Genomic DNA, 14,079 nt, shown 5'->3' with positions numbered 1-14,079 from the left:
GGCGATTGCAACACCGAGATGTCACGCGCAAAGAACAAAAAGTCGGCAGGAATTTTCTAAACCCAACGTTTCCTCAGAAGCATGCCCATCAATGCTCAAAACCTCACCACGACGATTGTCCAGCTCGGTTGTTCATGAGGTCGAAGACGATTTCAACTGGTTTCGCAATTGTGATCTCGCACGGTGCAGCCGGCTGCGTACGGTTCCGACCTTGATGCTCAGTGTCTCGGAGATTTCACGGTATCCTTGCTGCTCGTAGTCGCGCAGAACCAGTATCCTCCGATGACCTTCGTCCAGGTTCATCAACGCGTGACGCACCCGCTGACAATCCTCGTTCCGTTCCGCCACGGCTTCGGGCTGACTCGATTGCGGTTGGCAAACCTGGGGCAGTTGCGGGTCCGTCCAGTCGGATTCCTTTCCATTTTGGAAGTAGGTTCGCCGTGAGTTCATCGCGATCCGCAACAACCAATAGTAGAAGTTGCCATCCACTCTCAACTGCGTCAAATTCTGGAACGCTTTGATCCACGCGTCTTGCACAATGTCGTCGACGGTCATTCGGCACGAAACACGCGACCGGATCGCATGGGTCAGTTTGCTGTGATAGCGTCGAACGAGTTCTTCGAACGCAGCCCGATTACCAATCCGAGCATCACCGACGAGGCGATCGTCCGGCAAGAGAGCGTAGGTAGAGGTGATGTCGTTACTTCTCATTGGGGATAACCGTCGATCAGACAACTCGTGGGAAAAGGGTGTAGGTAGCGGGGGGAGGTGACGCGGGTTAGGCCATTCGGTTTACGACCGAGACGCATCGTTTGTGATAGTGATCGCTGACTCGCTACACATCATCGAGTTCGTCCTCGGCCATGATTTCCTCCGGCGTGTAGATCGGCATGTGCCGGTAGTACACCTCGAGGCAGTACAGCGAAAAGCATGTCGTGTAAAGTCGTCCCGCGTAGATGCCCCACGCATCCCGCGCCGGTGACCAACTGCCGCGTTCAGCGCCCTTTCGTTCCTGGGACGCGGGCAATTCGACTTTGAGTGTGTCGTTCCATTTCTTCCACACCGGACCACCAAAGTGATGCAGTGCCTGGGTCGCGTAGTACCAGTAGTAAACGTCGCGTTCTCGCGGATTGATCGGGTGGTTCTGTTGCAGCGCAGTCAAGCCGGAACGCATTCCCGGTGTGTTGCGACGCCACCCAAGATACTGCCGGCACAAGATGCCTTCGGCGGTCATGGAAGGAGACGCCGCTTCGCCGATGCGATAGGCATACCCTCCCGGGTAATAATCTGTGGCACCTTTTTCCTGGACAGTGTCGAGATAGCCGTCGACTCTTGGAAAGACGTAGCGATCCACGTCGAGCCCGGCCGCTTCACCGCTCTTGAGTCCCACCAAAAACCAGCCTGTCACTGAGGTGTCCGAATCGAATCGCGGACGATACCTCCAACCGCCTTCGCGAGATTGAGCCTCGCAGGCAAAGTCGCATGCGGACTGCGCGTACGGCCGAATCCACGAATCTCCGTTCATTGCGTAGAGTTCGCAGAGAGCGATCATCGCTTGAGCCTGCGAGTACATCTTCTCGTGCTCGCCCGAACGTGCCGCCATGAACCCTTGCCGGTCCTGTTGCTTGACCAGCCAACGAACCGCCTTCCACAGCACGGTCTTGTATTTCCCGCCGCGGTGTGTGCTGCCGGCGCCCATGAACGCCAACATCGCCATCGCGGTTGCCGAGACTTGGTTTTCCGCTCGCGCCCCGTGAGCGTACGGGCCGGACAAGCTCCAACTCCCGTTTTTCAACTGATTCCGCCGGAGCCACTCGAGTCCTAACTTGACCGCTTCCTCGGTTTCCTTGGTCCCTCCTGCCGCCCGGAGCAACCGTTGCTTCATCGGACCGCTTCGCCCGGCAAACATATTGCGTGGTTCGTCGATCAATCCGGACGCTCCGGATGCATCCAAAACCTTGGCAACGTCCATCGCCATCACGTTCATCGACGGCGATAGCGATGCCAAGTCGATCGTCGTGTCGAGATCGAATACTTGGTCGTTCAGTTGCGTGTCCTCGAAGTCATCTTCGATTTCCGCGTCAGGCATCTCGACCGGATCGAGATCGAACTCAGAAAGGTCAGCGTCAAGGTCACCGTCGACCTCGCCTTGTTGCATCGTGATCACGATCCGCCCAACAGTCTCAGTCGATGTCGTCAGCAAAGCCAACACCAACAACACGACAACATGAAACACCAAGCTGATCATCCACTCGGGCGCGTCGAAGATGCTTGCCTGCACCCCTTGAACGACACGCAGCAGAACCGCAACCGGGGATTCTTTTGCGAGCGGTTGTTCATGATCGTTTTGTTGCGGAGGTGTTGTTGATACGACAGGTGGCTGAATCGCGTTGCGTTTCGGCGCAGTATTTGGTACCTCGCCACTCGACGCTCGTGAGCGAACGCGGCGATCGAGCGAAGCCGGTTGCGGTGGTTTCGGCGGTGCCGGCACGACACGTCGCCCCGTCGCCACAACGCTTTGGGGCGGCGGAATCGTCTTCGGTGGTGGAGGTGGCGCTTGCATCGATGGAGGCCGGTACGGGCGTTGCATCCATGCGTGCCGAATGATGAGTGAGCGAGATTGAGCGGCTCCGAAAAGAACCCGCGCGAGAAGATGTTTCGCCAGGAAACGCCCTCTCTCGCGACTCCGTTGGAACCGCGTTCACATTGTCCACGTGGTTTGTGGAACGTCCGTTCGCTACAACGATTCGTCTTCCGTGTCGATCTCGGCCGACGTCAACATGTACGAACTCGCTGATTGATTTCGAGCCCGCAAACGTGCCGCGATTCGTTCCGCCTTCGCCGCCCGCTTTGCTTCCGCGTTCGCCAAACGGGTTTCGTATAGCTCCGCGTTGCGCTGCCTCAGCGCCAACCGTTGCTGCTGCGAATTCTGATAAGCCATCGCGTAGGCTTGCCGCTGTGCCAGCACCGATTGCTGATATTGCATCGCCAACGGGTTGGATGTCGATTGAATCAACGGACTGGATGCGTAGGCGGCATTCGGATTGAAGGTTGTGGGACTGCCCGTCGGCATGCGGCCACCACCGCCCCCGCCTCCGCTGCACTGTGCCATGGTTTCGCTACCGGTCAAAACAAACACCGTTGCGATCCCCAACGCAACCGAGAAGATCCGAACATTGCCGAGGAAACTGCGTGTGTGGAACATGTCCACCTCCGTACTGGGTCAAGAAAAGAGTCGCCGAAGAGAGGCGAATCGGAAACCCTGGCCAGGCCTGAAGATGCCGGCCCGCATGTGTTGTCGCCGATTCGTCGTCCAATTTAGAAGGAAGGTTCCTTCCACCGAATGTCACACTCCGTTGCGAATTCGTGCGTTAGAGTTCCAGCTCGAAATCGATCCCGCTGATCCGGGCCTCGCCGTTGGAAACCAAAACGTCCAGTGTTTCGCCTGTGAATGGCACGCGAATCTGGTAGTCGCCGGTCTCGGAGAACGACCGGAATCGGTAGTAGCCTCGGGAATCGGTGGTGGTGACCTCGACGACCTCGCCTTCGTCGTTAAGCAGTTCCACCGTGACGTCCTCCACCCCGGTTCGCTGCGTCCTTCTCGAATCGTTTCGATCGCCGCCATGCCGCGACTGGGACGCTTGGCTGGCCACGACCGCGGTCACTTTTCCGCTGACCTGAGCCTGCAGGAAGAAAACGTTCTCCTGCAGACCTTCGACATCGGTATTGCGCTCGATCACATCGGCGAGTGATGTTCGATTCAACATCGCCAATTCGGAACCGGAGAACACGTTTTCGTAGTAGAAACGATCGCCGTCCCGGGTCCGCTCGAACTGGTCCGCGATGATCGTGCTGGTCAACTCGCCGACTGAGGCACCACGCAAATGATCCTCGGCCATCAAACCAACCCACAGGTCGATGTTGTTCACGTCGCCGTAGAGCTCCGCGAGTTTCTCTTGCAGTTCAACGTCGCTGGTAATTTCGTCAAACGATTCGACCGCATCGAGTCCATAGGCAACGCGGGTCGAGTTGTAGTCGCTCAAGCCATGATCTCGGCCTCGCTGAATATTCAGTGCGACCAAATCAAACCCGCCCGCACCGGGAGCCCCGAACAGGAAGTTGCGCAGGCTGTCGACGACTTCGAGATCGATCTCCTGCGACAACGAAGACGCATCGTATTTCAAGATCGAATCGATGCCGGTTTCTTCCAACAACGACGCATTGAAGAAGGCATCTTTGAGTTCGATTTCATCCCGCACCGGTCGTCCTTCGTTATCGAAGAACTCAATGTCATCGTTCAGCGTGCTGTGTCCGAACCGAAACGCCGCGGTAGAGAACTCATTCGCGATGCCCGGATCGACCGACGAATCGTATCCGTCATACCGGTCGATCGCACGCTCGCCCAACAGCGCGGGCAAAAACTCGTTGTACGTGATCGCTTGAATTTCCGCGATCACGATCGCGCGAGCTTGTTGGTAGATTTCCTCATCGGTCGCATCCGGATTCTCCGCGGCAATCTGATCGGCGAGCCGGTTATGTTCGCGAACAAACAGTGTTTGGATTGCCGCCAGGGCGATGTTTTCACTCGCACGGATATCTCCCGCGATCACCATTCCGAATTCGTCGAGCGGTAACAAACCGTCGTCGGTTATCGCCAGTTTGCCGCCTTCAAACGTGCGTAGTTCGTCGGCGGTTGCTTGATCGCTCCCGTAAACCTGCGACCCGTCGATGTAGGAAGTGATCAACGTGATTTGCTCGGCCGGGTTGTCTTCCGATGTGCCGGTTCCTTCTGCTGTCGTTGACCGGGTTAGCCCGATCTCGACTTCGCCGGTTCCCGCCGGATCAAACAACGGATCACCCGCGGGGACCTCGATGTTGAACGAATCGTTCCCCTCGGCCTGCTCGTTCAAACTGAGGTCGTGGTCAATGAATTGGCCCCACACATAGAGAAACGCGGTCAGCCCACGCTCATTCATGACCTCTTCCCCGACAACATCCGACAACGCGTTGCTGATTTCGCGAGTACTCGGACGGTCTTCTCCTGCGGGAGATGAAATTCCATCGGCGTAGTCCGCGTCGGCGATTCGCAAAAGCGGTTGTCCGGCCGAACCGAGATCTGGATCGTCTAGGTTGTTACCGGTTCCGTCGATCGAGCGAACTTCATCGGGCAAATCAGGCAGCGTTTCGCCGGAATCGTTTCGGTCACCGCGAGAGTCGTCGGGATCCGATGGTGTGTGTCCCCGATTAAGACGATTGATGACACGGAGTGCATCGAGTGCGCTTCGTTTGCCGTCGTTGTTCACGTCGGTGAACATGTCACCATCGCCGGCATCGTGGCGGTTGATCGCGTTGATGATCATCAACGCATCGACGGCTGATACCTCGCCGTCGTCATTGACGTCCTCGGCGTCGAAGGCGTTATGCCGGAACCCTTCGAAGTCAGCCGCAAACAGGCGACGGGCTTCCAACGGTTCGCCTCGCAAGCGACGTCGGTGTTTCCGATTCGGTTTGCCAGGACGCTTTCGTGGCGGTTTGTTCCGTTGAGTCAAACCGTCCACGAAATTTTGAATCGAGGTGGAGTAGGGTCGCATCGCTAGCGTCCTCGTGCTGTCGAAGAGTGGGGAAGAAAAGGGGCCGTGGGGCGAAACACCACAACCGGAACACTGCCGTAGGCAGTGCCACTCATTCAACAGGGAGGTTTGCGATAAAATATGTCACGCGCCGGCGCAGAAAAATTCCTCGCACCCATCCTTGAGGACGGGTGTGTTGCCGTAAGAGAATCTCTCGCGTGACTCAAGTCGCAGGCATGTGAGAGAATTTCGAAATGGAACGTGTCCGATCCTGTTAGCTGGATTCGCCCGAATTCAGGCTCTTTGAATTCTGTTCACCGAATTCTGTTCACCGTATTCTGTCGGCCGAATTCAAACTGCTTGATTCAACCCACTGACGTCTGGCGGCACTGGAGATCACATCGGAAACGTCATTGTTCAAAACGCTCTAGCGACCGATCCGTTGTCGGCCTTGGCTACGCTGGTTCGCACCGCGTTGGTTGCCGCCACCGGGCGGGCCACCACGCTGCAAGTTCGATTCGCCGTCGGCAATCTGCTGCTCTTGCTCATCGGTTAAAATGTCAGCCAATTTGGAGTCGACGTAGGCTTGCAGTTCCGCAATCGCGGCTTGTTGAGCCGAGGTTAGTTGCAACTCTTCGGCTGCAAACGGAGGCATAATTTGTCCGATCGGAGGAGGGCCGCCCGGGCCCGCTCCGCCCGGTCCACCTCCAGGTCCGCCGCCTCCACCAGGTCCGCCTTCTTGCATCATTCCGCCACGCATCGCACCACCGCGACCACGGGCATTCCCGCCGCCGGCGAACTGTTCCGCCATCACGGTCAATTCGGCTCGAGTGACCACGCCGTCTTGGTTGGAGTCGGCACGATAGAGCATGTTTTTCACGCGATCGTCGGTTACCTCATCTGGCGTCAACTGATCGTCGCCGTTGGCGTCCATCATCATCATCCGATCAACCGGTGAGCCGCCACCGCCACCACGACCTCGTCCGCCAGGCGGTTGAGCGAATGCGTAGCCGGTCGTTGCGAAGACGGATAAACCGAATAGGAGTTTTGCGAAAGTTCTCATGGTGCTTTTTTTGGGAAGAGATAGAGAAGTCTGGACCTGCCACCAACGCTGTTCCAACAACGTGAGGACGACGCCTTTCGACGTCGTGCCGTAGGACCAGTTGCGTCGCTAACCAAAACCCGCCGCGCGTTTTTGAAAATTATGACATTCCCATTTTCTCGGTCTTTCGCGAATGCATAAAACGGCCTGTGGTTTTGCTAGCCCGCCGCGCTATCGAGGCATCACACAACCACTTGCTTTTGCATCGAGCCAATACCCTTTCGTTGGGAGGTCGTGCGGTTGTTCAGTTTTGTATTGCCAGACGTTTGTCATCAGCCTCTCAAAGGGACGGTGAAGTAAAACTGCACGACCTTTTGGCGGGGGGGCGGCGAAAGCAACAAGCCGAAACGCGAATCGGTCGAGCCCTTCGAATCCAAATCTGCTCGCCGGTACGCGGACAGGCAAGCACTCCTCCGCCGCGGCTCTTCGCCGATCGGCACAGGTTGTGCATACCAGTCGATCTCGTTTTGACTGTCTCGATCATTTCCTGTGGTTTTCGGATAAGCTCTCAACTCGTTTCGCTACGTGGCCACAAGAGCCAGTCTCAATCGTCTCTTAACAAACGGAAAGACAACCGATGCCCCTTCGACGGAATTTCCACCGCACTCGCCGCAATTTTGTCCGCGCCACCGCATTGGCCGCTCTCGGTATGGGCGTACTTTTGCCGGGGCAACTTGTCGGGCAACTCGCCGCTCAGGACGTATCTACGGCGAAAGCGCGCTCGAGTGGTACAACTGTGGCGGACGCGTCGAGCGAAAACGCGCAGGTCAGTGAGAGTGAAAAACAACGACGAAAAATCGTCGAGAAGGGACTCCGCTTTCTTGCCCAGCAAGGGCAGTCTGACGCGGGCACGTTCTCCGATCGGGCCGGACCGGGAGTCACCGCTCTGGCGATCACGTCTGCCCTCCGCAACGGTCACTCCCTCGATGAACCGATGGTCGCTGCGGGACTGAAGGCGCTCGAAGGATACGTCAAACCGGACGGCGGGATTTATGGCAACGGCCGCATCAAGAATTACGAAACCTGCGTCGCGATGGTCTGCTTTGCCGAAGCGAACAAAACCGGCAAGTACAACAATCTGCTCCAGCGAGCCAAGGCATTTGTCACCGAAATGCAATACGGCGGAGGCGAACGTGACCCCTCGGATCCGTGGTACGGTGGCGTTGGCTACGGTGGTGCCGGGCGACCCGACTTGTCGAACACGGCGTACATGATCGAAGCCTTGCGGGCCGCGGAGACGGAAGCATCCGATCCGGCGATCCAACGTGCGTTGGCGTTCGTGTCGCGTTGCCAAAACCTGGATTCCGAACACAACGATACCGCGTTCGCTGCCAAAGTCGACGATGGAGGTTTCTACTATGAAATACCCACGACCAAAATCGACCCGAGCACGTCGGACGAACGTTACACCGACAACGGCGGTTTGCGCAGTTACGGTTCGATGACCTACACAGGTCTGAAGAGCATGATCTTTGCCGGCCTGACCGCGGAAGACAAACGTGTGAAAGCCGCCGTGAAGTGGATCGGGGATCACTACACCGTCGAGAAAAATCCAGGCATGGGTTCGGCGGGTTTGTATTACTACTACCACACCTTCGCCGCTGCACTCGACGCCGCCGGCGTTCAGTCGCTGACCGATTCAGACGGTAAAGAACATGATTGGCGTGCCGATTTGATCGCCGAGTTGGCCGAGCGGCAGAACGAAGACGGATCGTGGAGCAATGAGAATCAGCGATGGTTTGAAAACGACAAAAACCTTGCAACCTCATTCGCCTTGATGGCACTCGCGTACTGCGACTAACAACCAATCCGAAAAATCATACGCCCACGGCGGATCAACCTACCGAGGAAAACAAACAGTCGATGCGAACAAAGTGGCTCTGGATCGTTCATGCCCTGACACTCATGGGTGTCACCCTATGGGCAGCATTGGACCTGCGGTTCGAGCCGCTGCTGCGTTCGCTTTCGCGTTTCGTGTCGGATCCGCAGGTGACGTTTCAGAGCACGTTGGACGATAGCGGTACGGTTCGAGTCGTCTTGTTGCTGTTGACGCTTCTGCTAGCCGCGTCATCGTTGGTTGCTCTGTTTGTCAGACTCTTTCACTCGGCACACTTCTCTCGAGCCCGTTCGATCATTTCGCTGCTCGCAATCACAACCATCGTTGCGGTTTGGTGCGGAGTGTTCATCAATCGATCGTCGCTCGCGTGGCAAGGCAAACGTGCGCGGATGGCGATTCAAGTGGATCGACTCGAAACACTCGCCGAACCGCTCCGCCAGCGATGGCCGTTGCGCGATGGTGAATTGCCCGGCGTCGGTCCATTCATGGCGTATCCGTTCGGACGTCCGACGACGCTGATCCTGTTGCAGTCGCCACTGCTGGCTGGCGATGAACTGTGCATCGCCGCCGTCGAAGGGGACGAACACGGACCGATTCGGTTTCAACTCAGCGGATCATCACATGATGACTGGGCCGAGTGGCATCCCGATGCGAGCCGACCCGAATCGTTCGTTGGAGGGCTCGGCGATTCGCACCAGATCGTCACGGCAACCAAAGTCGGACGCCAATGGTACTTGGTCCGTTACGCGGCGCCCGAGCAGCGACGGTCGACCGAACGTCGTGCCGAGATCGCATCTATCTAGAGCAATCTGAAACGAACGGGCTCGCGGCCCGTCGCTGGATCCGCCTGAATTCAGACCTCCGAAGTATGACGACATCGGATACGTCATATTTAAGAACGCTCAATGTCATTGATCACCTCAAACCCTGGTGAGAGACTCGCCGTGAAGCATTCCAGTATCTTCCCAATTTTTTTCTCGCCAACACTTGCAAAGATTCTGACCAACAGGCAAACTTATCGCGACTGATTCGCAATAAGCGACAGTTCGTTCGACGACGCAGCAAGCAAGAGGCCGTCTTCCGCCCTCCAGCCAGCCACGCTCGATCCCATCTCGAAATTGGTTTTCGAGATTGATCTATCTTTCGTGTGCCCTCTCGCTGGAGCTCTCTATGAAGTGCTTGTATGTATGCATGCCCGCATGCAATGTTTCTCAATCATCCGTATCCGCAAACGCGGTTTCGCGGTCCACTCGTCGTTCACGTACCGCGTTCACTCTGGTCGAGTTGTTGGTGGTGATCGCGATCATCGGCGTGCTCGTTGGGCTGTTGTTGCCGGCCGTCCAAGCAGCCCGTGAAGCGGCTCGTCGCATGTCGTGCGGCAACAACTTGAAACAGATCGGACTCGCTCTGCACAACTATCACGGCAGCTTCAACAAGTTCCCCGAAGGTTCGCGATTGAGCAACTTCATGGGCCCGCTCGCCGCCATCCTGCCCTACCTCGAAGAGGGCAACACTTACTCGCAGTTCGACTTCAGCAAATCGTATTCGGATCCGTACAACCAAGAAGTCGCCGCGCAAGAAATCGCTACCTACTTGTGTCCCTCGATGCCGCTGCCGCGATTGGTTCCCGATACGAGCAACGGGGAAACCGGTGGCCCATCGAGTTACCTTGCATGCGAGGGCACGGGATCGTACATGCCAAAGAATGATGGAATGTTTGGTTTGAACTGGGTACCGCACGGATTCAACAACCCGGCCACCGCGTTTCGCGACATCACCGATGGAACGAGCAACACATTGGCTTTCAGCGAAACCACCTATGACATGCGTGACTACCTTTGGACGGCACCGGCGCCATCGGCCGGGCAGATCAAATGGGGAACGGCACGTTGGGTCGTTGGCTACCCTGCCGTTTCTCTGGGGACGTCGCAGAAAGAGCTGAATGTTCATACCGCGGCGAACAACGGCGGCTTTCAAAGCATGCATCCTGGTGGCGTTCACATGCTCTACGGTGACGGCAGCGTCCGGTTTGCGACCGAGTTTCTCGATCGCGAGCTACTCGATTCGCTGGCGACTCGTAACGGCCACGAAGTCATCGAGGTGGCGCAATGAGTGTACGGTTCGACAACGTATGCTGCCTGATCACGCTCGCGATTGTGTCGATCATGCTGCTCGGATGCGATTCCGAACCCACGGTCGAGCGGTATCCGGTTTCGGGTGAAGTCACGCTCGACAAGCGTCCGGTTTCCTCGGCCACCATCCGCTTCATTTCCAACCAACGGAACAGGGACGCGGTCACGATCGTCGAAAACGGAATGTTCCAAATCCAGCGAGACAACGGCCTCGCCTCCGGGGATTACGACGTGATTGTGACGCCCAACAACCCCGAGTTGACCGAGGCGATGGCGGCGATCGAAGCGGGGGAACGAGATCCGCTCAACGCACGTACCATTCCTGCAAAGTATCAACGTGCTGGATCGCTGCACGCCACCGTCGTCGCGGGCGCGGACAACCAATGCCGTTTTGAATTAACCACTCGTTAAATTTCTGAAATAGAACCCCCGCGTCGCTTCCCGCTGGGAAACAATAGAAACATCCGGCACGCGTCGCGCTCCACCTGCATACCTGTTCAATAATCAATACCTACACAACAATCATGAAATACCTATCCAAGTCGTTTCCGATGGCCGCGGCGTTCTTAATGATCGCGTCCGGCCCGGTGTATGCACATTTCCCATGGCTATCGACCGATGACGACGGCAAAGTCATGATGTGGTTCGGCGAATCGCCCGATGACCGCACTTATCCGATGCCCGCGTCGATCCAATCGATCACGCTGACTTCGGGAGCGTCGGAAAAGGCGATTCCGACAACAACGATCGACTCTGACGACTTTGTTGGAATTCGATCCGACCAGACCGTTGATCTCGGATCGGAGATCTCAGGATCGGTCACCTACGGACTCTACCATGGAACGAAATTGACCTACCACGTCGAACATATCGCCGAGCCAAACTCGAAAGATTGGCCGTCAAAACCTCGCGAAGACGCGAGCCTGCAAACCCTCATTCATGCAGAGGACGACGGGACAGTCGAAGTCACCGTGCTGCACGAAGGCAAACCGCTGGCCAACACCAAAGTCGCTCTGTACTGCGAAGAGGGCCACGAAGAAGCATCGCGGGAAACCAACGATGAGGGCGTCGTTCGGTTCGCCAACGATGAGGTGGAAGAGGGGCTCAATGCGATTGTGGTCGGATTCACCAATAAAGAAGCATCGGGAACGCACGACGGCGACGTTTACCACAGCACGACGGACTACCTGACGGCGACTTTTCGTGTTTCACCAAAACCTGCACCGGAGGTCAGCGAAGACAGCACCGCAACGATCACTTCGTCGAACCTTCCGGAACTGCCGGAGGAATTGACTAGCTTCGGTGCAGCGATCGCGGGCGAGACCTTGTATGTCTACGGCGGACACACCGGCAGTGCACACTCCTACTCCACCGCCGAACAGTCGAACCGGCTTTGGGCGTTGGACCTTTCCGCTGCTGGCGACTCGGAAAAGGGACAGTGGCAAGAGTTGGCGACCGGTCCTTCGCTGCAAGGTCTCGCACTCGTGCCACACGGCAGCGACGTCATCCGGATCGGTGGTTTCACAGCGTTGAACGAAGAAGGCGAGGAGCACGATCTGCAGTCGCAAACGTCGGTCGCCCGATTCGATTCGGCATCGAAGACATGGACACCTCTCGCGGATCTTCCCGAACCACGGTCGTCTCTCGATGCGGCCGTCTTGGGTGACACGGTTTACGTGTTTGGCGGATGGAGCCTGCAAGGCGAGAGTGACGGGAGCACGTGGCATCAAACCGCCTGGTCGCTCGACCTCAGCGACGCAAACGCGACCTGGCAACCACTCGCGACACCTCCGTTTCGCAGACGTGCGATCAGTGCCGCGGCTTTCGAGGGCAAACTTTATGTGCTCGGCGGAATGCACCCTGAGAACGGACCAACTACGCGAGTCGACGTGTACGACCCTGCGGCGGATTCGTGGACGGATGCCCCCGCACTTCCCGGCAAAGGCATGGCCGGGTTCGGTACCGCCTCCTATGTGACCGGCGGTCGACTGTACGTCAACACCATGGACGGATACATCCACCGTCTGAGCAAAGACGGAGAAGGTTGGGAGACGATCGCCCAATGCGACCCGGCACGGTTCTTCCACCGGATGCTCCCGCGTGGGGACCAAGAATTGCTGCTCGTTGGCGGTGCCAACATGCAGATCGGCAAATTCACCGACATCGATGTGGTGAAACTCGGCGGCGATGATTGAACGAGGGTGTCCAACTGAGGTTGCCGGATATCGCGGCGATCGGAATCGCAGTTCCACCGTCGGATTCCTAAAACGGGGCTCCTAAACGGGGGTCTCGGAAGGGTTGCTGCGGGAAGGATGCCTTGGCGATCGGGCGGTGGAGACACAAGTGTCGAGGAATCGCGGACCGGCGTCCGATTTTTCTGAAGTTTCATTCTTTACCGCATCGTTCGCAAAGTTGTGTCCGGCGTGGCGAAATTTGCAAGAAAATACGCTGCGTGTCGCCCGTACACCTCGGTAAGATGGGGTATGGTACGGAACAACGTTGACGCTCATCGCCGGTGCCTGGTACATCGGATCTGCCGGTGATGCGATCGTTTTCGCTGACCCGTTTTCCCACCAGCAAACCATTCGCCCTGTTTCGCATGCAAATTCTGCCCCACTCGGATCGACTGCGACCTCTGGTTGCGTTCGTGATTATGTGGGCAGTCGCTGCGCAGCCTCTCGGGGCGACGATGCGGTGTTGCTGTCACGAGAACACTGGACACACCGCGAGTGCAGCGGTTCGGAGTGATTCTGCAGGCCCGGAATCCGCACACGCCAACTCAGCGGCAACGTGTACTTCGTCCTGCTGTCATGACCATGGTGCCAGCGCCGATCGAAACCAAGCCGAGGCACAGTCTTCAGCAGTGGTGTTCGAAAACGTTCACCCCAGCACACCGCACCGATGTTGTCGCAATCATTGCCGGCCGACCACCGCGGGAGGCAAACCTTCTTGCACGTGCGAAGTCCAGGCGGACAGCCATGCGATCATCGGCAACGTGGAAGTACGCAGTGACTCTCACGATAACTTCTGTTGGTATATCGATACCGACGGGAGATTCGATTCGTCCGCAATTTTGCGATCGCGATCACTCACTAAAACTTCTTCTCTGATACGCGTACAGTCGCCCGGTCGAGGCTTCTGCATCACGCTGCAACGCTGGTTGATTTAGGAAGTACATCGGTTGAGCGCCCGCTGCGCTCCTGACCTTTCCTAATTCCCATGCGGGAGATTCCCGCGACCAAACCGTTTAATAGTGAGATGAATAAATGCGTATTTTGATGACGATCCTGTTGGTGTTCCCGGCCCTCATCGTTTCGGCAGACCACCACGAAGGTGGTGAAGAAGCAGCCAAAACAGCATGCTGCGTCGAAGCCAACTGCCCGGTTGCGAAGGCCGACTATTGTGCATGCGGCAACTGCAAAGAAGGTTGCGATTGCT

10 protein-coding genes are annotated in these 14,079 nt (G+C 57.1%); 5 read left to right on the top strand and 5 right to left on the bottom strand.

Annotation, left to right across the window (positions count from 1 at the left end):
- Positions 1–132: 132 nt before the first annotated feature.
- From RSSM_RS03950 to RSSM_RS03930, 5 genes are all read right to left on the bottom strand, one after another.
- Positions 133–711, bottom strand: coding sequence for an RNA polymerase sigma factor (locus RSSM_RS03950; protein ID WP_144059554.1), 579 nt, complete (start codon positions 709–711; stop codon positions 133–135).
- 124 nt (positions 712–835) lie between these two features.
- Entirely contained in the window at positions 836–2,563 is a 1,728-nt protein-coding gene (locus tag RSSM_RS03945; RefSeq protein WP_008674790.1) for a prenyltransferase/squalene oxidase repeat-containing protein, read from the bottom strand.
- A gap of 174 nt (positions 2,564–2,737) precedes the next feature.
- Positions 2,738–3,205 carry a hypothetical protein gene (locus RSSM_RS34490; RefSeq protein ID WP_236620919.1) on the bottom strand — a complete coding sequence of 156 codons (468 nt, stop codon included), beginning with the start codon at positions 3,203–3,205 and terminating at the stop codon, positions 2,738–2,740.
- A 166-nt stretch (positions 3,206–3,371) separates the two neighbouring features.
- Complete coding sequence (locus tag RSSM_RS03935; RefSeq protein WP_008674785.1) at positions 3,372–5,591, bottom strand: peroxidase family protein; 2,220 nt, start codon at positions 5,589–5,591, stop codon at positions 3,372–3,374.
- A gap of 406 nt (positions 5,592–5,997) precedes the next feature.
- A complete protein-coding gene (locus RSSM_RS03930; RefSeq protein ID WP_044300993.1) occupies positions 5,998–6,633 on the bottom strand; it encodes an EF-hand domain-containing protein in 636 nt (211 codons plus the stop codon).
- A 616-nt stretch (positions 6,634–7,249) separates the two neighbouring features.
- Here RSSM_RS03930 and RSSM_RS03920 point away from each other — a divergent pair.
- The 5 genes from RSSM_RS03920 to RSSM_RS03900 all read left to right on the top strand — a co-directional run bounded on the left by RSSM_RS03920 (position 7,250) and on the right by RSSM_RS03900 (position 12,836).
- Positions 7,250–8,473 (top strand): prenyltransferase/squalene oxidase repeat-containing protein, encoded by a 1,224-nt coding sequence (locus tag RSSM_RS03920; RefSeq protein ID WP_236620918.1) that lies wholly within the window; start codon positions 7,250–7,252, stop codon positions 8,471–8,473.
- A gap of 62 nt (positions 8,474–8,535) precedes the next feature.
- Complete coding sequence (locus tag RSSM_RS03915; protein WP_044300989.1) at positions 8,536–9,312, top strand: hypothetical protein; 777 nt, start codon at positions 8,536–8,538, stop codon at positions 9,310–9,312.
- Positions 9,313–9,700: 388 nt separating this feature from the next.
- Positions 9,701–10,621 (top strand): DUF1559 domain-containing protein, encoded by a 921-nt coding sequence (locus RSSM_RS03910; protein ID WP_008674774.1) that lies wholly within the window; start codon positions 9,701–9,703, stop codon positions 10,619–10,621.
- Positions 10,618–11,052: a hypothetical protein gene (locus RSSM_RS03905; RefSeq protein ID WP_008674772.1), complete on the top strand. Its 435-nt coding sequence runs from the start codon at positions 10,618–10,620 to the stop codon at positions 11,050–11,052. The genes RSSM_RS03910 and RSSM_RS03905 overlap by 4 nt, the downstream gene beginning before the upstream one ends.
- 113 nt (positions 11,053–11,165) lie before the next feature.
- Positions 11,166–12,836: a Kelch repeat-containing protein gene (locus tag RSSM_RS03900; protein WP_008674770.1), complete on the top strand. Its 1,671-nt coding sequence runs from the start codon at positions 11,166–11,168 to the stop codon at positions 12,834–12,836.
- Positions 12,837–14,079 lie beyond the last annotated feature (1,243 nt).

Source organism: Aporhodopirellula sallentina SM41 (genome assembly GCF_000346505.1).
Taxonomy (GTDB): domain Bacteria; phylum Planctomycetota; class Planctomycetia; order Pirellulales; family Pirellulaceae; genus Rhodopirellula; species Rhodopirellula sallentina.
The sequence above is the reverse complement of the archived record's forward strand: the minus strand, read 5'-3'. Positions and strand labels throughout refer to the sequence as shown.